The sequence below is a fragment of the Antribacter gilvus genome, from assembly GCF_003946865.1.
GTDB classification, from domain to species: Bacteria; Actinomycetota; Actinomycetes; order Actinomycetales; family Cellulomonadaceae; genus Antribacter; species Antribacter gilvus.
Genome location: NZ_QXTH01000007.1, coordinates 240,546 through 263,533, shown reverse-complemented (window position 1 = coordinate 263,533; position 22,988 = coordinate 240,546). Strand labels below are relative to the sequence as shown.

The 22,988-nt window shown below is 71.9% G+C and carries 20 protein-coding genes; 7 read left to right on the top strand and 13 right to left on the bottom strand.

Annotated elements, in window-relative coordinates; all coding sequences use genetic code 11:
- The first annotated feature begins 8 nt into the window (after nt 1-8).
- Both D1350_RS14035 and D1350_RS14030 read left to right on the top strand, forming a co-directional pair.
- On the top strand, nt 9-851 hold the full coding sequence (locus tag D1350_RS14035) for a serine/threonine protein kinase (RefSeq protein WP_125776633.1): 843 nt from the start codon (nt 9-11) through the stop codon (nt 849-851).
- Nucleotides 848-1,375, top strand: a complete 528-nt coding sequence (locus D1350_RS14030; protein ID WP_125776632.1) for a histidine phosphatase family protein — start codon at nt 848-850, stop codon at nt 1,373-1,375. Before D1350_RS14035 ends, D1350_RS14030 begins: the two co-directional genes overlap by 4 nt.
- 12 nt (nt 1,376-1,387) lie before the next feature.
- Here the strand turns inward: D1350_RS14030 and D1350_RS14025 are convergent, their stop codons facing one another.
- Genes D1350_RS14025 through D1350_RS14010 form a run of 4 tightly spaced genes read right to left on the bottom strand, consistent with a single transcriptional unit; the run spans nt 1,388 to nt 3,765 of the window.
- Nucleotides 1,388-2,008 carry a class I SAM-dependent methyltransferase gene (locus D1350_RS14025; protein WP_240644098.1) on the bottom strand — a complete coding sequence of 207 codons (621 nt, stop codon included), beginning with the start codon at nt 2,006-2,008 and terminating at the stop codon, nt 1,388-1,390.
- The gene (locus tag D1350_RS14020) at nt 2,005-2,505 is read right to left on the bottom strand and encodes a GNAT family N-acetyltransferase (RefSeq protein WP_125776631.1); all 501 of its coding nucleotides are present in this window, start codon (nt 2,503-2,505) and stop codon (nt 2,005-2,007) included. Before D1350_RS14020 ends, D1350_RS14025 begins: the two co-directional genes overlap by 4 nt.
- A 10-nt stretch (nt 2,506-2,515) precedes the next feature.
- Nucleotides 2,516-3,010, bottom strand: a complete 495-nt coding sequence (locus D1350_RS14015) for an HIT family protein (protein ID WP_125776630.1) — start codon at nt 3,008-3,010, stop codon at nt 2,516-2,518.
- A gap of 32 nt (nt 3,011-3,042) precedes the next feature.
- Nucleotides 3,043-3,765, bottom strand: a complete 723-nt coding sequence (locus tag D1350_RS14010; RefSeq protein ID WP_125776629.1) for an SDR family oxidoreductase — start codon at nt 3,763-3,765, stop codon at nt 3,043-3,045.
- 66 nt (nt 3,766-3,831) lie between these two features.
- On the opposite strand from D1350_RS14010, the gene D1350_RS14005 reads away from it, so the two are divergent.
- Nucleotides 3,832-4,203, top strand: a complete 372-nt coding sequence (locus D1350_RS14005; RefSeq protein WP_125776628.1) for a MerR family transcriptional regulator — start codon at nt 3,832-3,834, stop codon at nt 4,201-4,203.
- 97 nt (nt 4,204-4,300) lie between these two features.
- On the opposite strand, the gene D1350_RS14000 is transcribed toward D1350_RS14005, so the two are convergent.
- The 9 genes from D1350_RS14000 to D1350_RS13960 form a co-directional block, all read right to left on the bottom strand.
- A complete protein-coding gene (locus D1350_RS14000) occupies nt 4,301-5,227 on the bottom strand; it encodes a carbohydrate kinase family protein (protein ID WP_125776627.1) in 927 nt (308 codons plus the stop codon).
- Nucleotides 5,224-9,588, bottom strand: a complete 4,365-nt coding sequence (locus D1350_RS13995; protein ID WP_125776626.1) for a GH32 C-terminal domain-containing protein — start codon at nt 9,586-9,588, stop codon at nt 5,224-5,226. The genes D1350_RS14000 and D1350_RS13995 overlap by 4 nt, the downstream gene beginning before the upstream one ends.
- An 89-nt stretch (nt 9,589-9,677) precedes the next feature.
- Entirely contained in the window at nt 9,678-12,086 is a 2,409-nt protein-coding gene (locus D1350_RS13990; RefSeq protein WP_125776625.1) for a glycoside hydrolase family 32 protein, read from the bottom strand.
- 59 nt (nt 12,087-12,145) lie between these two features.
- Nucleotides 12,146-13,870, bottom strand: a complete 1,725-nt coding sequence (locus D1350_RS13985; protein WP_125776624.1) for a hypothetical protein — start codon at nt 13,868-13,870, stop codon at nt 12,146-12,148.
- A gap of 78 nt (nt 13,871-13,948) precedes the next feature.
- Nucleotides 13,949-14,923 (bottom strand): glycoside hydrolase family protein, encoded by a 975-nt coding sequence (locus D1350_RS13980; RefSeq protein WP_125776623.1) that lies wholly within the window; start codon nt 14,921-14,923, stop codon nt 13,949-13,951.
- On the bottom strand, nt 14,923-15,714 hold the full coding sequence (locus D1350_RS13975) for a carbohydrate ABC transporter permease (RefSeq protein WP_240644106.1): 792 nt from the start codon (nt 15,712-15,714) through the stop codon (nt 14,923-14,925). The genes D1350_RS13980 and D1350_RS13975 overlap by 1 nt, the downstream gene beginning before the upstream one ends.
- 100 nt (nt 15,715-15,814) lie before the next feature.
- Nucleotides 15,815-16,762 carry a carbohydrate ABC transporter permease gene (locus tag D1350_RS13970; protein WP_125776621.1) on the bottom strand — a complete coding sequence of 316 codons (948 nt, stop codon included), beginning with the start codon at nt 16,760-16,762 and terminating at the stop codon, nt 15,815-15,817.
- A 91-nt stretch (nt 16,763-16,853) separates the two neighbouring features.
- Complete coding sequence (locus D1350_RS13965) at nt 16,854-18,140, bottom strand: ABC transporter substrate-binding protein (protein ID WP_125776620.1); 1,287 nt, start codon at nt 18,138-18,140, stop codon at nt 16,854-16,856.
- Nucleotides 18,141-18,154: 14 nt separating this feature from the next.
- Nucleotides 18,155-19,279, bottom strand: a complete 1,125-nt coding sequence (locus tag D1350_RS13960; RefSeq protein ID WP_125776619.1) for a LacI family DNA-binding transcriptional regulator — start codon at nt 19,277-19,279, stop codon at nt 18,155-18,157.
- Between the two features lie 235 nt (nt 19,280-19,514).
- Here D1350_RS13960 and D1350_RS13955 point away from each other — a divergent pair, with 235 nt between their 5' ends.
- Genes D1350_RS13955 through D1350_RS13940 form a run of 4 tightly spaced genes read left to right on the top strand, consistent with a single transcriptional unit; the run spans nt 19,515 to nt 22,957 of the window.
- The gene (locus D1350_RS13955; RefSeq protein ID WP_125776618.1) at nt 19,515-20,378 is read left to right on the top strand and encodes a fumarylacetoacetate hydrolase family protein; all 864 of its coding nucleotides are present in this window, start codon (nt 19,515-19,517) and stop codon (nt 20,376-20,378) included.
- Nucleotides 20,371-21,126: an SDR family NAD(P)-dependent oxidoreductase gene (locus tag D1350_RS13950; protein WP_125776617.1), complete on the top strand. Its 756-nt coding sequence runs from the start codon at nt 20,371-20,373 to the stop codon at nt 21,124-21,126. Before D1350_RS13955 ends, D1350_RS13950 begins: the two co-directional genes overlap by 8 nt.
- A 23-nt stretch (nt 21,127-21,149) precedes the next feature.
- The gene (locus tag D1350_RS13945) at nt 21,150-22,112 is read left to right on the top strand and encodes an aldo/keto reductase (RefSeq protein ID WP_206074537.1); all 963 of its coding nucleotides are present in this window, start codon (nt 21,150-21,152) and stop codon (nt 22,110-22,112) included.
- Complete coding sequence (locus tag D1350_RS13940) at nt 22,109-22,957, top strand: amidohydrolase family protein (RefSeq protein ID WP_125776616.1); 849 nt, start codon at nt 22,109-22,111, stop codon at nt 22,955-22,957. Before D1350_RS13945 ends, D1350_RS13940 begins: the two co-directional genes overlap by 4 nt.
- Nucleotides 22,958-22,988 lie beyond the last annotated feature (31 nt).

Genomic DNA, 22,988 nt, shown 5'->3' with positions numbered 1-22,988 from the left:
TCCCGAGCGTGATCGTCACCGCCGTCGACGGGCTGCCGGTCCGGCTCCGCGCACTGCACGACCTGTCGTTCACGGCCCGGTGGGGGACGGTGTTCGCCGTCCTGGACGACCAGGACTCGGGCAACCTCTGCTTCGGTGTCGGGGGCCCGGCCGGCAGGGTGTTCCTCAAGTACGCGGGCGCGCCGACGGCCCGGTTCGACGGCGCCGTCGCGGACGCGGTCACCAGGGCGCGGGCCGCTGCCGAGGTCTACCGGGCGCTCGCACACCCGTCGCTGGTAAACCTGCGGGAGGCGCTCGACGTCGGCGAGGGCTATGCCCTCGTGTTCGACTGGACCGACGCGACGCCGATCGGCAAGCAGTACGACCGCGGGCACGTCCTGAAGTCCCTCACCGTCCCGGCGCGGGTCGACGCGGTGCAGCAGGTCTACGACTTCCACGTGCACTCGGCAGCGCTCGGGTGGGTCGCCGTGGACCTCTACGACGGCTCGCTCCTGATCGACCCGGCCACCGGGCGGGTCACCCTCTGCGACCTCGACTTCTACCAGGTCGCACCGCTCGTCAACCGCATGGGGCGCATGTGGGGCTCCACGAGGTTCATGTCGCCGGAGGAGTACCGGCTCGGCGCGCCGATCGACGAGATCACCACGGTCCACACGCTCGGCGCCCTCGCCCACACCTTCCTGGGCGACGACGCCACGCGGTCGCCCGCGGCGTGGGTCGGCTCGGAAGAGCAGCTCGCCGTCGCGACGCGAGCGACCCAGGAGGACCGCGGCGTGCGCTGGTCCTCGGTCGCGGCGCTTGCCGAGGCGTGGAGGTCGGCGCCACTCCCGCGGACGCACCGGCTCGCGTGACGCTCTACCTGGTCCGGCACGGCCAGCCGGTCATGGACCCCGCGGCTCCCGCCTCGACCTGGCACCTGGATTCCGCGCACGAGGCTGACGTTCTCGAGCTCGCCACGCGGGCGCCCTGGGCTGACGACGCGGTGTGGTTCACCTCGCCCGAGCCGAAGGTGGCCCGCACGGCGTTCCTCCTGGCAGGCCGGGGGGTGGAGGTCGTGGACGACCTGCGCGAGCACGACCGCGGCACCACGACGTGGCTTCCCGACTTTCCCGAGGTGATGGCGGCGTCGTTCGCCCGGCCGGGCGCCCCGGCCCGGCCCGGATGGGAGTCGCTGGACGAGACCCGCGCGCGGGTCGCTCGGGCAGCCCGCGGCATCCTCGCCGCGCACCCCGGCCGCGACGTCGTCCTGGCGGGCCACGGCACGGCGTGGACGCTCCTGGCGGCGGAGCTCACTGGCACTGCCCCGGACGTGGAGCGGTGGCGCACCCTGCCGATGCCGGCAGTGATTCGCCTGGACCTGGCGGGCGACGTCTGATCGGGCAGGCCGTCACTCGGGCCGGCGGGCGATGGCCTCGAACACGTGCCAGTGCTTCGGCCCGGAGGCGGACATGCCGTCGTCGTCCTCCTCGGTGAGGTCGACGACGTCGAGCCCGGCCAGCAGCTGCTCGACCTCCCCGCGGCTGTGGAAGGTGAGTCGTCCCGGGGCGATCGACGGGTCGGTGGCCCACGTGTCGTGCGGGCCGAACAGGGTCACGGCGAGGAAGCCACCCGGGAGCAGCGCGTCCCGGATCGCCGCCCAGACGTGGTCGAAGTCCGTGACCGGGACGTACGGCAGCGTGTAGGAGGCGTGCACCAGGTGCGCGTGGGGGAGCGGGAGGGCGTCCTGCGCGAAGGCGGGACGATGGACCAGGGCGGGGCGGACGTCGTCGGGCACCGCGGTCAGGGCCGAGCCGGAAGCCGGCTCGATCGCTGTGACGTGCCAGCCCGCGGCGAGCATCGCCGCGGTCTCGATACCCGCCCCGGCGCCGAGGTCGACGGCGGCGCGTCCCTCGCCGTCCCCGGCGAGGGCCAGGACGCGGCGGCACAGGTCGCGCACGGGCCGGGCGCCCTGGTTCGCGTTGTACTCCTCCCAGTGGCGGAGCTCGAAGCGGGGCATGGAGGCGGTCATCGGACGGCACCGCCCGTGGCCGGCGGCTCGGCGTAGAGCAGGCGTTCCTCGTGCGCGAAGCCGTTGCGGGCGTACATCGCGACGGAGTCGGGCGAGGTGTGCACGGTGACGTGCTCGACCCCTCGGTCGGCAGCGGTGTCGAGCACGGCGCGGACCAGCACGCCGCCGATGCCGCTCCGGCGGTGCTCGGGAAGCACGTAGCACGACTGCAGGTCACCGGACAGGCGGAGGATCGCCCCGACCTTCGGTACGCGGACCGAGAGCGCGAGCCACGCCATCCCGACGACCGCACCGTCGAGGACAGCCACGTGTGCGAGGTGGGAGTCCTGGTGCGCCCGCGCCCACTCGGCGGCGGCGGGCACGTAGTCCTCCGCGGCGCCTGCGGCGTCGGGGCCCTCGCGTTCCCCGGTCCACAGCCACCGCAGCCGCACGACGTCGGCCAGCTCCTCCTCGCGCGCCAGGCGTACCACGAGCCGTTCGTCCGTGCCGGTCGTCATGGGCGCGAGCCTAATGGCGTGACGTCATCGTGAACTCTGTCGGCAGGCCCAGGTAGCCGCGAAGACGCTGGGCGTAGGGGACTCGGTCCTCCGGCGGCACGAAGGCGCCGTCGGGGTAACGGAGGTAGAGGTCGTCGCCCTCGTGGCGCGGGAAGACGTGGACGTGCAGGTGCCAGACGTCCTGGTACCCGGCGGGCTCGTTGTGCTGACGGGTGGAGACGCCGGCGCAGTCGTAGGTCTCCCGGACCGCGACGGCGACCCGCTGCGTCAGGTCCCATACGGCATGGCCGACGTCCTGCGGCAGGTCGTAGAGATTCTCGTGGTGGTCCCGGGGGATCACCAGGAGCCCGCCCGGGTTGCCCGGCCACCACACCGGCGCGACCCGGGCGAACGCCAGGTCGGTGACGGCGACGACGTCGTCCTGTGTGTTGAGGTCGTCGTAGTCGCCACGCTGGATGCGGCAGAACGGGCAGTCGTAACCGGGAGGCTCATGGCGGGGAGGCACGCGAGGAAGGGTACTGGGCAGGCACCGCGTGGTTACGCCAGCGTCGCGAGCGCCTGGGCCATCGCCTCGTTGAACTGCTCCGGCGGGAGCGCGAGCCGTGACTTGATGTCACGGCTCCACTGGTCGGCCAGCACCTCGGCCTTGCCCTGCTCCACGCCGTCGAGCACGGCGTCCGCGAGCACGGAGGGCGCGAGCTTCTCCACGTCCCAGCCGGCCGACATGTCGGTGTCCGCGAGGCCCAGGTGCACCGCGGTCACGAGGGTGCCCTGCTCCGCGAGCTCGAGGCGGACGCCGTTGGTCATGGCCCAGGCGGCCGCCTTGGTCACGTGGTACGAGTTCGCCCCGTCAACCCCGAACCACGACATGGCCGAGAGCACGTTGACGATCGCACCCCCGCCGTTGGCTGCGAGCGCCGGCGCGAACGCCCTGGTCATCGACAGGTGGCCGAACAGGTTGGTCTCCAGCTCGTGGCGCAGCGCGTCGAGCGAGCCGGAGACCAGGTTGGTACCGGTCTGGATGCCCGCGTTGTTGATGAGCAGGGAGACGTCGGGTGCGGCCTCTGCGACGGCCTTGACGGCCTGGGGGTCGGTGATGTCGAGGGCGAGCACCTCCACGCCGGGGAGGTCCACGGAGTCTGGTCGCCGGGCGGTGGCGTAGACCTTCCGTGCACCTCGTTCCAGGAGGCTCTGGGCGAAGGCGCGGCCGAGGCCGCGGTTGGCTCCGGTGACGAGGGCGACTGAGTCGGTGAGGTTCACGCTCGGTACGCTAAGACCTGACGTTGACGTCAGAGGCAAGTCGTGGTCCGGACGAAGGGGGTTCGAGTGGTCGAGGTCGGGCAGGTACCGCTGGTCCGCATCGGCGATCTCGCACGGAGTGCGGGCGTGTCCGTGCGCGCGGTTCGCTACTACGAGCAGCAAGGGCTGCTCTCCGCGCAGCGCAGCGCCAGCGGGCAGCGCCTCTACCCGCCGGAGGCCGCCGAGCGGGTGCGGTTCTTCCAGGACATGTTCGCCGCCGGGCTCAGCAGCCGCCGGATCGCCGAGCTGCTGCCGTGTATCGACCTGGGGCACACGGACGCCGAGCAGCGTCACATGCTCCAGGCCGAGCGTGAGCGGATCCGCGAGAGGGTGACCGAGCTGCAGAGCGCGCTCCGGCGCCTGGACCAGATCATCGAGGTCACGGCGACGCACCCCTAGACCGGCGGCGCTCCACGGACGCACGAGGACAGACGTACGGGGCAGACGCACGGGAGGGGTGGCAGCGATCGCTGCCACCCCTCCCGCGTGCTCCCGCTCAGACCGCCGTCGTCACCTCCGCCAGCCGCGGCGGGTTCGCCCCCGAGCGCCCGACGGTGATGGCGGCGACCCGGGCGGCGAAGCCCAGGATCGTCGTGACTGCCGGGTCGGTGATCGCGTGGAGGTCCGCGCGACGACCTGCCCCTGTGTAGCCGTGCTCGTACAGCGCCGCGAGCAGCCCGCTCATGTAGGCGTCGCCGGCCCCGACGGTGTCGACGACCGGGACCCGCTGCGGCGGGACGTCGACGCGCCGCCCGCCGGACAGCACCGCCGTCGACCCGTCCGCGCCACGGGTCACGACCGCGAGGGCGCACCCGAGGTCGGTGACCCACCGGGACGCGACGCCGAGGGGGTCCGCGCCGGGCTGCAGCCAGGCGAGGTCCTCCTCGCTCACCTTCACGACGTCCGCGGCGGCGACCAGGGCCTCCACCCGGGGCCGCACGGCCCCGACGTCTCGCATGATCGAGGGACGCAGGTTCGGGTCGTAGGTGATCGTCGCCGTACGCCGGGCCTCGTGGACCAGGTCCAGGAGGGCGCCGGGCGGCTCGGTCTCCGCGACGGCGGCGATCGAACCCGTGTGGAGCACCGACACGTCCTGCGTGGGCGTGCAGCCCGCGAGGCTCCATTCGAGGTCGAACTCGTAGGTCGCGCCCCCGTCGCGATCGAGGCGAGCCAGGGCCGTGGACGTCCGCGCTGCCTCCATCGACCCGGGCAGCACAGTCACCCCGGACGCCGTGAGGTGGTCGACGACGGCGCTGCCGCGCGGGTCCTGCCCGAGCCACGTGAGGAGCTCGGCGGAGCGACCCAGGCGTGCGAGCCCGAGGGCGACGTTCGCCGGGCTGCCCCCGGGGACCTCGGACCTCGCGCCGCCGAGGTCCTCCACGATGTCGACGAGCGCCTCGCCGACCACCAGGAACTCGCTCATCCGGCGTCACCTGCCGGTGGCCCGTCGAGGGCGACCGGGACGTTGACGTCATCGACGCTCAGGTGCCCGAACCCGCCCGTCGCCAGGTCCACGATCTCGAGGTACAGCTCGTCGCCCACATGCGCGGACCCGTCGATCGTGCGCCGCTTGTACTGGGCGCGCAGGGCCTCGTGCTCGTTGCCGGTGACCTTGGCCAGGACCTCGCCGTCCGAGGCCCGGACGAGGGCGACGTACAGCTTTTCCGGGTCGTGCCCGCCGGCGGTGAGGAGGTCGATCTGCCCGTCCCCGCCGAGCGTGAACGTCTCGGACTGCAGCCGGCCGGTGGCGCCGTCGCCCACGGCTCCGTTGAACCCCCACAGGTGGCAGCGGTCCTCGCTGTCCCAGGCGTTCGCCTGGCGGAACGCGCCGCCCCAGCCCCAGTCGTTCACGTCGGTGACGTTGGCGTCGCTGTAGGCAGTGCCGTCGACGACGGTCCAGCCCGTGAGGTCGCACGTGGCGAAGTCGCCGTTGGCGAGCTCGCCCGGGGCCTGGGCCCTGGGCTCCTCGTGGTGGGCAGGGACGACCGGCCCGTACGCGCCGTCCAGGTTCCACACGTCGAGCGACTTGACCTTGACGTTGGAGCCTCCCACCACGTGCAGCCCGACGGCGTCCGCGAGGGTCGGGTAGACCCGCGTGGTCATCGACTTCTCGCCGTCCACGAACGCCTCCACGACCGACCGGTCCACATAGACGTGCATGGAGACCTTGCCGTTCTCGTCGATCTCGAAGGCCCCCTGGTGGACGCCCTTGCGGGTGTCGGGGTCGAGGCTGGAGCGGTTCCGGTCGAGCCGCAGCAGGTCGGTGTCCTGGTCGACGGTGAGGACGGTCCGCTCGGTGCCGTCACCGCTGCGCCGCAGCTCGAGCCCGGCGCTGGTGCCGGCCCCTGGCTCCGTGCTCGGCGTGATCTGCAGCTCCACCTGGACCTCGAGGAGGTCGGTGAACCTGTCGTGGGCCCGGTCGAGCCGGGCGTTGGTGCGCTCGACCGACTCGTTCTTGAGCGACAGCACCTTCTCGGAGCGCAGGCTCTGCAGCTCCTCGACCGGCTCGAGCCCGGCGTCGCCGTCCTCGGTCAGGGTCAGCTCCACGGGCAGCCCCATCGAGTGGGCCCAGCCCGCGTCGTAGTGGTCCTGCTCGCTGCGCCCGTCCTGCGTGATGGTGAACAGCAGCGACCTGCCCGAGGGGTCGACCATGCCCGAGGGGCCGGTGAAGTGCTCGGCGTAGTCGAAGAGGCGAGGCTCCTCGTGGTCGGGCACGAACGAGTGCGTCTCCCGGTCCCAGGTGCCCACCCAGTAGTAGGTGTTCTTCGCGGTGTTCTCGTTGTAGCCGTCGAACCACGGGTTCACGACGAGCACGTGCTTCTCGGCGCCGTCCTGCTCGCCGAGCGGGAGCATCACCGGCAGCTCCCAGACCTGGCCGGTCTTCGGGTAGGTCGCCGCGTCGCCGATGAACAAGGGGTTCTGGTACTCCCAGCTCACCAGGTCCCGCGAGGTGTAGACGAGGGCCGTACCGCCGACCTTGCGGTCGCCGTCGACGATGCCGGAGCCGACAAGCTGGTACCAGATCGGCTTGCCGTCCTCCGCAGTCTCCTTCCAGACGAACGGGTCGCGGAACTGGCCGAACCAGGGCGTGCCGACCGGCGAGTCCAGGTCGGGCTCCTGCACCGTGACGGGCTCCGGCTCCAGCCTCCACTCGGCGAGCGGGCTCTCCGGCGCTCCGGGCACCGGCCACGCCAGGCCGGTCGCCTGGTTGGGCACCGCGGCGTCGTTCCCCGCGGTGTAGAACAGGACGGGGTTGCCGTCGGCGTCGTAGGTGGCGCTGCCGGACCACACCCCGTCCGGGGTGACCGGCTCGGACGGCGCGATCGCGACCGGCAGGTCCTCCCAGTGCACCAGGTCGGTGCTCACCGCGTGACCCCAGTGGATCTGGTGCCAGTACGGACCCTGCGGGTTGTGCTGGTAGAAGATGTGGTACTTGCCGTCGAACCAGATCGGCGCGTGCGGCTCGTTCATCCAGTGCTCCGGCGGCAGGAAGTGGTACTGCGGCCGGTAGCGGTCGCCGTCGAAGCGGGCCCGGTCGGGCCGCAGACCGGCGGTCGACGCCTCCCCGCCCTGCGCGGCTGCCTCGGCGATCCGCTCCGCGCCGAAGAGCTCGTCGGTCACCGTGAGCTCGTCGATGGCGCCGTTCCACGAGTTCGCGTGGAACGTGCCGTTGATGACCGCCGCCTGGTTGTGGCGGCCGACCATGAGCGGCTGGTTCGCCGCGGCGAGGATGCGGGTGCCGGCGCCGACGTCCTTGGTCGCCACCTCCTCGCCGTTGAGGTACAGGCGCATCATGCCCGTGGCGCCGTCGTACGTGGCGGCGACATGGCTCCACTCGTACGTGGGCAGGACGGCGTCCTGGGGCGCTCGCAGCGTGTGCCACGCGATCCCGTCGCCGAGCTCCAGCCCCCACGCCCCGTGGCGGTACATGCCCAGCAGGTAGCCGGTGCGGGCTCCGGCGTCGTGCTGGTTGACGATCGCCGAGGCCTGGCCGAGGTCACCCCACTCGTACGAGCGCGGCGCCACCCAGGCCTCGATGCTCAGGGTGCTGCTGGGTGTGAGGGCGGAGGACCCGTCCCGCTGAAGGTAGGTGGAGTACCCGTCGAACAGCAGCGACCCGGCCTGGACGCCCTCGCTCCACAGCGGGTCCGAGTCGGGCTTGTCCGCGGCGTCGTTGAAGACGTAGGCGACGTCGTCGGCGACGCCCGAGCCGCTGTCCTGGGCCGTGCGGCCCGTCGTCTCGTCGAACGACCAGTACATCGGGTCGTTGACCAGGGTCCGCACGTGGTCCACGTTGAGGTGCCCGGTCGGCGACTCGTCCACGAGGCGCAGGTAGACCACCTCCCCGCGGTGGGCGTCCAGGCCGAGCACGGCCTCCTGGTACGCCTCGCGCGTCGCGTCGACCCCGACGCGGGCGAGCTCCCGGTTGTCTGCGGCCGAGTGCGCCGCGACGTAGACGCCGGGGTCGTTCGTCCCGCCCAGCAGGAACCGCACCTCGCCGCGCCCGCCGACGACGAACCGGGGCGAGGTCGCGCTGCCGGTCAGGCTCTCGTCGCCCTGCGCCGCGCCCCAGAGGTGGTACGTGCCCTGCGCGCCGAAGGGCTCGCCGCCAGGCGTGGTCGTCGCGGAGCTGACGTTCGCCTGCGTGAACGCCTCGCCCTGCACGGTCCAACCGCTCAGGTTCCCGGCCTCGAAGCCGGCGTTGTCGAACTCGTGGCCGAGCACGTCGACGGTGGTGTCGAAGGCGTCCACGTTGAGGTGTCCCCAGCCGCCGGTCGCGTTGTCGACGATCCGGAAGTAGAGCTCCTCGCCCAGGTGGTTCGTCGCGTCCCACCGCACCCGGCTGTACTTCTCCGAGTCGGCGAAGGCCGTGTTCGTGGCCCGGAGGAGCTCGGCGTCGTCCGAGGCCCGGTGCAGCGCCACGTACAGGTTGTCGCGGTCGTTGCCGCCGCCGATCAGGAACTCGATCGCGCCCGTGCCGGCGAGGGTGAACGTGGACGACGTGAGGGTTCCCGTCGCCGCGTCGGGGACGTCCTTGGCGCCCCAGAGGTGGAACTGACCGTCCTGCCCGAACGGGCCGCCCCACCCCCAGTCCGTGGCGTCGGTGACCTGGGCCGCGGAGAACGCGTCCCCGGTGGCGGTCCAGCCGGTCAGGTCGCCGGTCTCGAACCCGCCGTTGACCACCTCGGTGATCGACTGCTCGGTGTAGGTGCGCACGTCGTCGAGGTTGAGGTGGCCCCAGCCGCCCGAGGCCTTGTCGACCGCCTCGAGGTAGAGCTCCTCACCGAGGTACGCCGCCGCGTCCCACACGACCCGGTCGAGCTTCTCGGAGTCGGCGAAGGACGTGTTGGTGGCGCGCAGCAGCTCGGCGCCGTCGGAGGCCCGGTGCAGCGCGACGTACACGTTCTCGAGGTCGTTGCCCCCGCCGAGGAGAAAGCTGATCTCGCCGATGCCACCGAGGGTGAAGGTCGAGGACCGCAGGCGTCCGGTCGGGGCGTCCCCACCGGCGGCGGCTCCCCAGAGGTGGTAGGTGCCGTCCGGGTTGAAGCAGCAGCCCCAGCCCCAGTCCTGGGCGTCGGAGACAGCGGCGTCGGTGAACGCCTGGCCCTCGACGGCGGTCCACCCGGTCAGGTCCCCGGTCTCGAAGCTCGGGTTCTCGACGGTGGGCGGAGCGGTGGTCTCCGCGGCCTGAGCCGCGGCCAGAGCCCCGGTCAGGGCGAGCACCGCCGCCATGAGCGCCGCGGGGATCAGTCGCCCCCGGCGTGGCGGTGCGGACGTTAACATTCTCATTGCATCTCCTTCAGTGTCTGTCATGAGGTGTGCAGGGCCGGCGGCCGGCCCGGCATGGCCGGCCGCCGGTATATCTCGCGAGGTCAGGACGGCGTGGACGGGCCGGCGGCCTGGAGCTGCCAGACGTCCACCTGGGTGAAGCGGGTCGTGCCGCCCTCGGAGTACAGGCGCAGGCCCGTGCTCGCGGACCGGCCGTCGGCGCCCCGGGTCGTGGGGTAGATCCGGTTCGAGAACGCCGCCGCGTCGTTGATGAACACGTCGATCACCGAGTGGTCCACGAAGACGTGGAACTTCCGCGGCTTCCCGAACGCGGCCTCGTCGTAGGCGCCGCGCAGCAGCACGGCCTCCTCGTTGTCGAAGTTGCGGCTGGAGCGGGACTTGTCGATGACGATGTGGCCGCCCTCGTAGTAGAGGCGGGTGATCTCGCCGCCGTCGGGCGAGACGCCGAGGCACAGGCCGTACCGCGTGCCGGTGGCGGCCGGGTCCACCTGGGCGACGATCTCCACCTGGTTGCCGGCCGCCGCGAGCCGGTGCTCGCCGGTCACGGCGACCCCGGACTCGGTCTGCGGCGTTCCGGCTCGCAGCGTCGTGAGCTGCGCCAGGGGCCGCTGCCCCAGCGTCCGGCCGTCGGCGAGCAGGAACCACTCGCGCGGCGCGCTGAACGTGTGCGCCCAGCCCAGGTCGAGCTGCATCTGGGAGCTGGACCGCTCGTCGACGATGCCGATGGCCACGGGGGTGCCGTCCGGGCCGCGGGCGACCGTGGGGGAGAGGTGCCCGTGGATCAGGTCGAGCATCTTCGGCTGCGCGTAGTCCGGGGCGAACTGGCTGCCGTTCCACGTGCCCGTCCAGTAGACGGAGCGCGTGTACGGCGGGGCCAGCTTGGACACCGACCGGCCGATCGGGCTCACGACCAGGACGTACTTGTCCTGGCCCTGGTGGACGCCGATCTTCTCGAAGACCGGCATCTCCCAGATGGCCGAGCCGATGTCCATCGACGTGAACGGGATGGTGCAGAACGGGCTGCTCGCCCGCGTCCACTGCCCCTGGATGTCCTGCGTGGTGTAGTGCTCGAGCGCGCCGCCCCCGCCCGTGGCCGCGCCGATGATCATGTGCCAGGTGCTGCCCTCCTGCCAGAGGTACGGGTCGCGGAAGTCGGCGACGTGCGCGGGCGCGTTCTTGTCGATGACCCCGGTACGTGCCTTGGTCCAGGTCACCAGGTCCGCGTCCGAGCTGGACGCGCGCGTGATGCCCGGGTCGTAGGGGCCGCCGAAGTTCACCGTCGTGAAGAACGCGTGCGCGGTGCCGTCCACCGACACCACGTCGCCCGACCAGATCCCCTTGGAGCCCTGCCCCGTCAGGCCGCCCCCGGCGACCGCCCCCATCCGCGCCTCCCGGTCGTTCGGCTCCGGGTAGAGCGCGTCGGGGAGGTTCGTCCAGTGCACCAGGTCCGTGCTGGTCAGGTGGCCCCAGTGCATCTGCCACTTGAAGGGGCCGTTCGGCGTGCGCTGGTAGAACATGTGGTACTTGCAGTCGTGCAGCACCAGACCGTGCGGCTCGTTGGTCCAGTTGGCCGGCGGCATCGCGTGGTACCGCGGCCGGAGGATGTCGTCCGCGAACCGCAGGTCCGTCACCTGGAGGGCGACGTCGTGCGCCGGGCTGGCCCCGGCGATCCCGGCGGCATACTCGGACGTGAGGAGGTTCGCGCCGCGCGCCACGTCGTAGATCCGCGTGTCGTCGTACGCCGCGTTCAGCGCGTTGACGAGGAAGACGCCCGTCGTGAGGTCCTGGCGCCCCTTGCCGATCACCAGCGGTGCGCCGGCTGCCTGCCGGAACCGTGCCCCGGCCGGGACCGCGACCCGGGCGACCTTCGGCCCCCGGGCGTCGTCCAGGTGCAGCCGCAGCTCGCCGGCCGCGCCGTCGACCACCGCGGACACCTGGACCCACTCGTACAGCGGGAACAGCCACGGCGCCTTGACCGTGTGCCACTGCCCGCCCACGTGCGCGGTGAACCACCACTCGCCGAACGTGTTGATCGCGAGGTCGAACCCGGAGTCGTCGGTGCGCTGGTGCATGATCGACGACGGCGTCAGGCTCGTGTACGGCTGCTCGGCGTCTGACGGGTAGCTCTCCAGCGCGACCCAGGTCTGGACCGTCATCTGTGACGTGAGCGGCGTGGTGAACTGCCCCGTCGCCCACGTCGAGAAGCCGTCCGTGCGGAACGCGCTGCCGCGCACGCCGGGCACTCGCTCGGCCGGGTTGTTCACGGTGCGGACGGTGAAATTGGTCCTGCTGACCTCTTCGAGGATGGCGGCCGAGCCGTTCGGCTGGTCGTACGACAGGCGCAGCACCGGGTCGCCGGTGGCGCTCGCCGCGGGGCGGAAGAGCGCGCCCGTGGTGATGACCGCCGCGGAGACCGCGGCGCCCTGGAGGAAGACGCGCCGGTCGAGCCGGGGCAGGCGGGGGATCGTCGGGGTGTCTCGGTGTTCCGTCATTGGAACGACCTTTCGTGTCGATGAGGTGCGAGGTGGCGGCGGGGGCCGCCGTCAGACCGTCAGCAGGAGCCGCTCGCCGCGTCGGCGGACGTCGCCGCCGGGAACCACGCCGCGTTCTCGATGACGAGGGCGGGGGCTGCGGCGGCGGTGCCCGGCGCGGTCGCGCCGTCGGCCAGGGTCCGGACGTGGTCCACGTTGAGGTGCCCGGTCGGCGAGCTGTCGACGAGCCGGAGGCGGACCGTCTGCCCGGCGTGGCCCGCGAGGTTCAGGACGGCCTCCTGGTACGTCTCGCGCGTGGCGCCGACGCCGACCCGGGCGAGCTCCTGGTTGTCCGCGGCAGAGAGCACCGCGACGTAGACGCGGGGGTCCGCGGTGCCGCCGAGCAGCAGCCGCACCTCGCCGTGGTCGCCGACGACGAACTGGGGCGAGGTCAGCGTTCCGGTCAGGCACTCGCCCAGGGCACCGCCCCAGAGGTGGTACGTCCCGTGCGCGCCGAACGGCTCGCCGACGGGCGTGTTCGTCGCCGAGCTGACCGTCGCCTCGGAGAGCGCCTCACCGTCGGCGGCCCAGCCCTGGAGCGTGCCGGTCTCGAAGCCGGCGTTGTCGAACTCGGGCTGGGGCTCCGGGGTCGGCGTGGGGCTCGGGCTCGGGGTGGGAGTGGGGCTCGTGCCCGGGCTGGGGCTGGTGCTCGGGCTCGGGCTGGGGCTCGGCTCGACGGCCCCGCTCGGCACCTGGAACGCGTCGACGTTGATGTGCCCCCAGCCGCCCGTGGCGTCGTCCACGACGCGGAGGTAGAGCTCCTCGCCCAGGTGGTCCGCGGCGTTCCACCGCACCCGGCTGTACTTCTCCGAGTCGGCGAAGGCGGTGTTCGTGGCGCGCATCAGCTCCGTGCCGTCGGACGCGCGGTGCAGTGCGACGTACAGGTCCTCGAGGTTGTTGCCGCCACCGATCAGGAACTCGATGACCCCGGTCCCACCGAGGGTGAAGGTCGACGACCGGAGGGTGCCGGTCTCGTTGTCGGTGCCGTTGTTGGCGCCCCAGAGGTGGTAGACGCCGTCGTGCCCGAACGGGCCGCCCCATCCCCACTCGGTCCGGTTCGTGACGTGCGCGGGGGTGAAGGCCCGCCCGGTGGCCGTCCAGCCGGTCAGGTCACCGGTCTCGAAGCCGGGGTTGACGATCTGCGCGATCGGGCGCTCGGTGAACGTGCGCACGTCGTCGAGGTTGACGTGGCCCCAGCCGCCCGTGGCGCGGTCGACCACCTCGAGGTAGAGCTCCTGCCCCAGGAAGGCCGAGGCGTTCCACACCACGCGGGTGAGCTTCTCCGAGTCGGCGAAGGCGGTGTTCGTGGCCCGCATCAGCTCGGTGTGGTCGGACGCGCGGCGCAGCGCGACGTACAGGTTCTGGCGGTCGTTGCCCCCGCCCAGGAGGAAGCTGATCTCGCCGGTCCCCTCCAGGGTGAAGGTGGAGGAGCGCATCCGGCCGGTCGGGGTGTCACCGCCCGGGGCGGCCGCTCCCCAAAGGTGGTAGGACCCCTCGGGGTTGAAGCAGCAGCCCCAGCCCCACCCGGTGGCGTTGCTGACCGTGGCGTTCGTGAACGCCTGCCCCTCGAGCACGGTCCACCCGTTCAGGTTGCCCGTCTCGAAGCTGGGGTTCTCGATCGCTAAGGGGGCGGCGGCCTCCACCGGCTGCGCCGCGACGAATGCTCCGGTCAGGGCGAGGGTTACCGCCAGCAGCGCTGCGGGCAGCAGGCGCCCGCGATGCGGGCGCGCGAAAGTCGATCTCATCGAGCATCTCCTTCGATGTCTGTCATGAGAGGTGCAGGTAGACCGGCGGGCGGCCCGGCATGGCCGCCCGCCGGCGTGTCAGACGAGGTGGTCGAAGCGCCCGTCGGTCACGTGAAGGCGTCTGTCCGGTGCCCACCCGACGGGCAGGGGGTCGGACAGGGCGCCCACGAACGCTCCGGTCTCGTCGATGTTGTGGAACGCGAAGAGCCACCAGGAGCCTTCGCGGTCCTGGACCAGCCGACCCGCGTACAGGCTCTCGTCCGTGAGGCGGGTGGCCTTCTCCACGTCGAACGGCCCGGTCGGCGAGGCCACGGGCACTGCCCAGACCCCCCCGCGTTCCCCGGCCGCCCGGCGCTCCTCGCTCAGCTCGCCGTGGAGGCAGCTGAAGATCAGGACGTCGCGCCCGTCGACCGAGGCGACCTGGGGCACCTCGAGCTGCCCGAACCCGGCGCCGGGCTCGGACAGGGCTGGGCCCACGGTCCAGTCCCGCAGGTCGGGCGAGGTCGCGTGCCCGACGACGCCCCGCCCGTCCGGGCTCCCGTGGTTGGCACGCGCGGTGACGAGCATGTGCCAGCCGGCGCCGTCCGGGTCGGCGAAGACCCAAGGGTCGCGCCACGCCTCGTCGAACCATGCGACGCCGTCGTACTTCTCGTACCAGGTCGCGTCCGCCTCGCAGAGCGCCTGGGGGGAGACCTTCTCCCAGGTGTAGAGGTCGTCGGACGTCGCGACGCCCACGCGCTGCACCAGGCCGCTCTCGGCCCGGCTCGTCCCGGTGTAGAAGAGGTGCCACCTACCGTCCGGGCCACGTACGACCGAGCCTGTCCAGGTGGTGTAGTCGTCGAAGGCAGGGGCGTCGGACGCGATCAGCGCGTCCTGCACCTCCCGCCAGTCCCGCAGGTCGGGGGACACGGCATGGCCGACGGTGACGTTGAAGTGGCGGCGGTCCGGGTTGCCCAGAGCGCGCGACGCCTTGAGGTAGAAGACGTGGTACTCGTGGCCGTCGTCGACGAACCACATGTCCCAGGTCCAGGTGTCAGGAAGAACGTGAGGCATCAGCCCTTGACCCCCGAGGATGCGATCGAGTTGATGAAGGAGCGCTGGAACGCCAGGAAGAGCGCCACGACGGGGATCGTGATCAGGGACGAGTAGGCCATCACCTGACCCCACGAGGTGTTCAGCTGGAAGAAGTACTGCAGGCCGATCATCACCGGCCGCAGCTCCTCGCTCTGGACCACCATGAGTGGCCACAGGTAGGAGTTCCACGCGGGAAGGAAGGTCAGGATCGCGACGGTCGCGATCGCCGGCCCGGAGAGCGGCATGATCACCGTGCGGTAGATCGCGAACCAGCCCGCGCCGTCCATCCGGGCCGCCTCGTCCAGCTCCCGCGGGATCGAGGCGAAGTACTGGTAGAAGAGGTACATCGAGAAGGCGTTCGCGATGAACGGGATGATCTGCACCTGGTAGGTGTCCAGCCATCCCTGCTTGAAGGCGAGGGAGAACCCGTCCGCCTCGAACGAGGGCAGCTTGTTGACCCACCACAGCAGCGGCAGGGCCAGCGTCTCGAACGGGACGATGAGGGTGGCGAGGACGAGCCCGAGGACGAGCCCTCGCCCGCGCCAGCGCAGCCTGGCCAGCGCGAACGCCGCCATGCTGTTGACGAGGATCCCCAGGGCGATCGTCACCCCGGAGATCAGCACCGAGTTCAGGATGAACCGCGCGAACGGCACCCGGTCGAACACCCCGGTGTAGTTCGCGAACGAGACGTCGCCGACGGGCAGGAAGGCCCGCCACGAGCCGAGGTCGGCGAAGATCTGCAGGTCGGGCTTGAGCGACGACACCAGCATGAAGACGATCGGGAAGGCGAAGAACACCACCAGCACCGATCGCAGGACGGTGACGACGACGGACCGCTTGGTCGGGGTCGCGATGGACGTGACGGACATGTCAGCCCCGCTCTCGGGTCAGGTGGCGCTGGACCAGCGAGACGGTCAGCACCAGCACGAAGAAGACCAGCGAGATCGCCGAGCCGTAGCCGGTCTGCAGCTGCTGGTAGCCGCTGCGCACGGCCTGATAGACGACGGTCGTGGTGCTGTCCAGGGGGCCGCCCTGCGTCATCACGTTGATCTGGGTGAAGAGCGAGAACGCGGCGATGGTGATCGTCACGAGGATGAAGGTCCGCGTCTGCAGCAGCCCCGGCCAGGTGATGTACCGGAACTGGTGCCAGGTCCCCGCGCCGTCGAGCTCCGCTGCCTCGTAGAGCTCCCCGGGGATGGTCTGCAGGCCGGCGAGCCAGATGATCATCGTGAAGCCGACGCCCTGCCACACCGACATGAGCATGATCGCGGGCATTGCCCACGCCGGGTCGTTGAGCCAGTCGACGGGGGTGAACCGGTCGAACGTGACGGACTGGAGCGCCTTGTTGATCAGGCCGTCCTGCTGGTACATGAACCGCCAGAGCAGGGAGACCACGACCATCGAGGTGACCACCGGCAGGAAGTACACGGTGCGGAAGAACCGGGTGCCCCGGACCTTGGCGTTCACCAGGACCGCCAGCAGGAGTGCGAGCCCGGCCTGGACCGGGACCACGACCACCGCGAAGTAGAAGGTGTTGCGGACGGAGGCCCAGAAGACCGGGTCCGTGAAGAGCAGGGCGAAGTTGTCGAGCCCGATGAACTCGGGCGGGCGAGGGGAGATCAGCCGGGCGTTGGTGAACGCCAGCGCGAACGCCAGGACGATCGGCACGATCAGGAACAGGACGAACAGGGCGAGCGCCGGCGTGATCATCAGCGCGGCGGCCCCGGCCTCCCCGCGGCGCGCACGGGCGCTCCGCGGGGAGGCCGTCGGGGGCGACAGCGAGGGGGACGGCGTCGGGCTCTGCTGGGTGATGGCCATGAGCTGGGCCTCCTTCATGGAGGGTGGCGGCTGCGGGCGCGACGGAGCGATCCGCAGCCACCACCGGGGGACGACGGTCCTGACCGTCAGGTCAGGACGTGTACCCGCCGTTCTGCTGGATGTCGCGGTCGATGTCGGCGGCAGCCCTGTCGAGGATCGACTTGGCGTCGCCGCCCGCGAGGATGTCCTTCGTCGCCTTCTGGAAGACGGAGGAGATGAACGGGTAGGCCGGCGTCTCGGGTCGCACCACGGCGAACTGGTCGGCCATCTCGAGGTAGATCCGGTTCTCGCCGCCCTCGGCGTACGCGGGGATCTCGGCGGCGGCGTCGAGCGTGGCCGGGATCAGGCCCACGGCGTTGCCGTACTCCACGAAGTACTTCGTGTCGTGCGCGAAGTCGAGGTACGCGCGAGCAGCCTCGACGTCCTCGCAGCCCTCCGCCATGGCCCACTGCCACGACCCGGCGCCGATCTTGGGCCCGGCGCCGAGGTCCGGCGGCGGCAGGACGACGGCGTCGTCGAACGCCTCCTTGACGGTCGTGTCCGCCCAGTTGCCGGTGTAGAGCAGGCCGCTCTTGCCGTTGACGAAGTCGGCGGTCGCGTCCTCGCCGGAGGTCTGCGCCATGTGCCCGGACTCGACCAGGCCGCGGAACCACGCCGCCCACTCGAGGGCCTCGGGGCCGTTGATCGCGCCCTCGGCGCTCTGGAAGTCCGACCGGTCGATCAGGTCGCCACCGAAGCTCTGCAGGAACGGGGAGTAGGCGTACGGGATCCACTCGCCCCCGCCGCCGGTGCCCAGGTCGAGGGGGTGCTCGAACTGGCCCAGGCCGTCGATCTTGGCCAGGGCGTCCATGAACTCGTCCTTGGTCCAGGGCTCGGCGACGGTCGGGACGCGCACGCCCGCCTCGTCGAGGACGGACTGCCGGCTGAACATGGCGAGCGCGACGTCGAAGTACCCGTAGGCGTAGACCTCGCCGTCGATCTTGCCCAGGGTGCCGGCGAGCTGGCCCTCGAAGGTCTCGTCCGGCAGGCCGAGCGGCTGGATGTAGCCCGCCCACGCCCAGTTGGCGACGTTCGGGCCGTCGACGTCGACGATGCACGGCAGGTTGTCCGAGGAGGCCGCGGCCACGACGGCGTCGTTGTACGCGTCCTGGGGAAAGTCCTGGACGTTGACCGTGTACTGGTCCTGGCTGGCGTTGAAGTCCTCGACGATGGTGTTGATCACCCCGAGCTCGGCCTCGTTGCCCCCGGCGTGGGTCCACAGGTCGATCGTCGCCGGCCCGTCGGAGCTCGCGCTGGAGCCTGTGCTGCAGGCGGCTGTCCCCGCGACTGCCAGGGCGGTTAGGCTGGCCGCGACGATGCGGCGGTTTCTGCGAGACAAGGTGCCCTCCTAGGTCACTTGTTCGTGCGGATGGTTGGTGCTGCGCCGTCAGACCCGGCGTTGCCGCGCCGGTCCGAAGGTTCGCGTCGCTCTCCTGGGTCCTGGACCCAGGGGGGCGACGCAACCGAGTCCCGGTGGATCACCGGGCCGCGGAGTCTGGTGGTCGGAGCGGGTCCCGCCTTGCGCGGTCCGCCCTCGATGCGGTCGAAGAGCTGTTCGGTCGCCCACACGCCCATGTCGTAGTGCGGCAGCTCGATCGTCGTCAGGCCGGGGAAGACGCCGTCGGCGACGAACTCCTGGTTGTCGAAGCCCACGATCGACAGGTCGTGCGGGATCCGCAGTCCGAGCTCGGTCGCGGCGCGGTAGACGCCCATCGCCAGGCGATCGTTGAAGCAGAAGATCGCCGTGGGGCGGTTGTCGCTCTCCAGCAGCTGGCGGGCGGCGGCGTAGCCGCCTGCGGGATCGGTCTCGGCCGTGACGACCTGGAGGTCGTCGTCGCGCAGCCCGGCCTGCGCGGCCCGACGCCGGAAACCCTCCTCGCGACCGAACGCCGCGGGGATCTCGTCGACGTCGTTGATGAAGGCCAGCCGGCGATGGCCTGCTCCGAGCAGGACGTCGGCGGCGTCCTCGCCGCCGGCGACCTCGTCCGGCACCACCCACGGGATCCCGTCGGTGGTGCACGAGGCGTTGATGAGGACCGTCGGCACGGAGGCGAGCTGAGGGGGCAGCTCGACGGCCCGGTGGTACATCGAGGCGTACAGGATCCCGTCGACCTGACGACGCAGCAGCTCCTCGATCTCCCGGTTCTCGACCTCGCGCTGGTAGCCGGTCGACACCACGAACACGACGGCGTCCCGCGAGAGGGCGACGTCCTGGGCGCCGAGGATCATCTTTCCCGCGAAGGGAGTGGTGGCGACCTCGTCGCCGATGAACCCGATGGTGTTCGAGCGTTGCGTGCGCAGGCTCTGCGCCAGCGAGTTGGGCAGGTAGCCCAGGCGCGCCGCTGCCTCCCGCACCCGGTCCTTCGTGTCCGGGTGCACGCGCTTGCCCGGCACGTCGTTGAGGACGTGGGACACGGTGGTGATCGAGACGCCGGCTTCGGCGGCGACCTGCTTGATCGTGACTCTTCGTTGCGTCATCTTCTCTGCCCAATCGTTTTGGCAGCCCAAGAGTGACCCGAGTCCTGCGGTCCCGTCAAGCCGTCCGGGCAACGGCGGTCAGGATCGTCACCGGTCTGTGACCCGGGGGAGACGGTCAGGGGCTGAGCCCTGGTCGACAGCCCCGCCCTGCCAGGCTCGATCAAACATCAGATGTCTCTGCTACCGTGGGCGCCGCCAGCGCGGCCCAGGCCGCAGTGACGACCCAGGGAGTGACATGAGATTCGCCAGGTTCGGGGCGCCGGGTGCGGAGATCCCCGCGGTCCTCGTCGGGGACGCCGTGTTCGACCTGCGTCCCGTGACATCGGATGTCCACGGCGCATTTCTGGCGGACGATCCCGTCGGCCGCACGCAGGCAGCGCTCGACGCCGGGACGCTCGCCCCGCTCGACGGGGCCCACGAGCTACGGCGCGGAGCCCCGATCACCCGTCCGGGCGCGGTGATCTGCATCGGGCTGAACTACGCGGCGCACGCCGCCGAGTCCGGGGCCGCCCCGCCCGCCGAGCCGGTGATGTTCCTGAAGACCCCCAACACGGTCGTGGGTCCCGACGACGACGTCGAGATCCCGCGCGGCAGTGTGAAGACCGACTGGGAGGTGGAGCTCGGGGTCGTGATCGGCCGCGCGGCGTCGTACCTCGACGCGCCCGAGGACGCGCGCGCCCACATCGCCGGCTACGTGGTGGCCAACGACGTGTCCGAGCGGACCTTCCAGCTGGAGCAGTCCGGCGGCCAGTGGTCCAAGGGCAAGTGCGCGCCCGGGTTCAATCCCACGGGCCCGTGGCTGGTCACCCCCGACGAGGTCGATCCCGGCGACCTGCGCCTCCGCAGCCGGGTCAACGGCGAGCCGCGGCAGGACTCGTCCACCCGCGACCTCATCTTCGACGTCGAGACGATCGTGTGGCACCTGAGCCAGTACCTCACGCTCGAGCCGGGCGACCTGGTGCTCACCGGCACCCCCGAGGGCGTCGCGCTCTCGGGCCGGTTCCCCTACCTGAGCCCCGGCGACGTCGTCGAGGTCGAGATCGACGGCCTGGGCACGCAGCGTCAGACCTTCACGGCGTGGGGAGGTCCCCGTGGCTGACACCAGCCTCGACGGGCTCGCGGCGCTCGTGACCGGCGGCGCGTCCGGCCTCGGTGCGGCGGTCGCGCAGCGCCTGCGCGAGGCGGGCGCGCACGTCGGCGTGCTCGACCTGGACCCCGACGCCGCGGACCCGGCGTTCGAGCGTCGTGCGGCGGACGTGTCGGACCGGGCGAGCGTTGTCGCCGCCGTGGAGGGCATCGCCGAGACGTTCGGCCGCCTCGACATCGTCGTGAACAACGCGGGCATCGGCGCGGTGGGCGACGTCGCCGCGAACGACGACGACGAGTGGGCCCGCGTGCTGTCGGTCAACGTCACCGGCATCGCCCGGGTGGCCGCCGCCGCGCTGCCGTGGCTCCGTCGTTCGCCCGCCGCAGCGGTGTGCAACACGTCGTCGATCGCGGCGACCGTCGGCCTCCCGCAGCGCGCCCTCTACAGCGCCTCGAAGGGTGCGGTGCTCTCGCTGACGCGCGCGATGGCCGCCGACCATCTGCGCGAGGGCATCCGCGTCAACGCGGTCAACCCCGGCACCGCCGACACCCCGTGGGTGCAGCGTCTGCTGGCGCAGGCCGACGACCCGGGGGCCGAGCGCGCCGCGCTCGAGGCGCGGCAGCCGCACGGCCGGCTGGTGTCGGCCCGCGAGGTCGCCGAGGCGGTGCTGTACCTCGTCGGGCCGCAGTCGGGCTCGACCACCGGCACGTACATCGAGGTCGACGGCGGCATGGCGGCCCTGCGCCTGCGGCCGGCCTGACCCGAGCGACGGAGGAACGGGACTTGAGAACCACGTTGCCCTTCGGGCGACTGGGGTACGGCGCGGCCAACGTCGGCAACCTCTACCGCGAGCTGACCGATGAGCAGAGCCACGCGATCCTGGACGCCGCGTGGGAGGCGGGCATCCGCTACTTCGACACCGCGCCGCACTACGGCCTCGGCCTGTCCGAGCGGCGGCTGGGCGCGTTCCTGCGCACCAAGCCGCGCGACGAGTACCTGCTCTCCACCAAGGTGGGCCGCCTGCTGCGGCCCCACCCGGAGGGCGCGGGCACGCTCGACACGGACAACGACTTCCACGTGCCCGCCACGACCCGGCGCGTCTGGGACGCCTCCGCCGACGGCGTGCGGCGCAGCGTCGACGAGTCGCTGGAGCGCCTCGGGCTCGACCGGATCGACGTGCTCTACCTGCACGACCCCGAGCGGTACGGCCTCGACGGCGCGCTCGCCACGGCCGTCCCCGCGCTTGCCGGGCTCCGCGAGGAGGGGGTGGTGTGCGCCGTCGGCGTCGGGTCGATGTCCACGGACGCGCTCCTCGCCTCGGCCGAGACCGGCGCGATCGACCTGCTGATGGTGGCCGGGCGCTACACGCTCGTCGAGCAGCAGGTGCGCCCGCACGTGCTCGACGCCTGCGCGCGGCACGGGGTGCGGATCGTCAACGCCTCGATCTTCGCCTCGGGCCTGCTCGCGCGGGCCGAGGTGGCCGCCGACGCCCGGTACGAGTACGGCCCCGTGCCCCCCGACGTGCTGGAGCGGGCGCGGGCGATCGCCGCCGAGTGCGTGCGGTTCGGCACCACGCTCCCGGCCGCGGCGCTGCAGTACACGCTCCGGGACCCGCTCGTGTGCACGGTCGTGGTGGGCGCGAGCCGCCCCGAGCAGGTACGCCAGAGCGTCGACCGCGCCGCTGAGCCCATCCCCGACGACCTGTGGGCCGCCCTCCACGAGCGCGGTCTGGTCCCGGCGCCGTGAGCGGCTCCGACGGCGCCGTCGACGCGCACCTCCACCTGTGGCGGCTGGCCGACGGCGGCTACGGCTGGCTCACACCCGACCTCACCGGCCTCTACCGCGACTTCACGGCGGCCGACGCCGGGGCCGAGCTGTCCCGCGCAGGCGTCTCCGCGGCGATCCTCGTGCAGGCCGACGACACGATCGCGGACACCTGGGCGATGCTCGACGTCGCCGCCCGGCACCCGTGGGTCGCCGGAGTGGTCGGCTGGGTGCGGCTCGACGACCCTCCGACCGCGAGACGGCAGCTCGAGGAGCACGCGGCCACGGGGCTCGTCGTCGGCCTCCGGCATCTCGCGCACGTCGACCCGCGGCCCGACCTGCTGCGGCTGCCGGCCGTGCGGGCGTCGCTCGCCGAGGTGGCGCGGGCCGGGCTCGCGTTCGACGTGCCCGACGCCTGGCCGCGGCTGTTCCCGCACGTCATCGAGCTCGCCGATGCGCTCCCGGACCTCACGATCGTGCTCGACCACCTCGGCAAGCCGCCGCGCGGGGGAGGAGACCTCCCCGCCTGGCGGGCGGCGTTCACCGACCTCGCCCGGCGCCCGAACGTCGTCGCCAAGGTCTCCGGCCTGCGCAGGCCCGGGGCGCCGTACGACCGCGAGGCGCTCGCCGAGGTGTGGTACGACGCGCTCGCAGCCTTCGGCCCCGAGCGCCTGATGTGGGGCAGCGACTGGCCCATGAACGTCCCCGAGGGCGGGTACGCCCCCACCGTGACCGTGCTGCGCGAGCTGATCGCCGGGCTGTCGCCCGACGAGCGCGTCGCGGTCGAGGGCGGCACGGCGTGCCGCGTCTACCGCCTGCCCCAGTGACCCGCCTGCCCCGCCCGGGCGACAGGGTCCT

Coding starts and splice junctions, on each gene's coding strand:
- D1350_RS14025 (WP_240644098.1), bottom strand. CDS start 2,008: ATGACCGCCTCCATGCCCCGCTTCGAGCTCCGCCACTGGGAGGAGTAC.
- D1350_RS14020 (WP_125776631.1), bottom strand. CDS start 2,505: ATGACGACCGGCACGGACGAACGGCTCGTGGTACGCCTGGCGCGCGAG.
- D1350_RS14000 (WP_125776627.1), bottom strand. CDS start 5,227: ATGAGCGAGTTCCTGGTGGTCGGCGAGGCGCTCGTCGACATCGTGGAG.
- D1350_RS13995 (WP_125776626.1), bottom strand. CDS start 9,588: ATGTTAACGTCCGCACCGCCACGCCGGGGGCGACTGATCCCCGCGGCG.
- D1350_RS13990 (WP_125776625.1), bottom strand. CDS start 12,086: ATGACGGAACACCGAGACACCCCGACGATCCCCCGCCTGCCCCGGCTC.
- D1350_RS13985 (WP_125776624.1), bottom strand. CDS start 13,870: ATGAGATCGACTTTCGCGCGCCCGCATCGCGGGCGCCTGCTGCCCGCA.
- D1350_RS13980 (WP_125776623.1), bottom strand. CDS start 14,923: ATGCCTCACGTTCTTCCTGACACCTGGACCTGGGACATGTGGTTCGTC.
- D1350_RS13975 (WP_240644106.1), bottom strand. CDS start 15,714: ATGCTGGTGTCGTCGCTCAAGCCCGACCTGCAGATCTTCGCCGACCTC.
- D1350_RS13970 (WP_125776621.1), bottom strand. CDS start 16,762: ATGGCCATCACCCAGCAGAGCCCGACGCCGTCCCCCTCGCTGTCGCCC.
- D1350_RS13960 (WP_125776619.1), bottom strand. CDS start 19,279: ATGACGCAACGAAGAGTCACGATCAAGCAGGTCGCCGCCGAAGCCGGC.
- D1350_RS13955 (WP_125776618.1), top strand. CDS start 19,515: ATGAGATTCGCCAGGTTCGGGGCGCCGGGTGCGGAGATCCCCGCGGTC.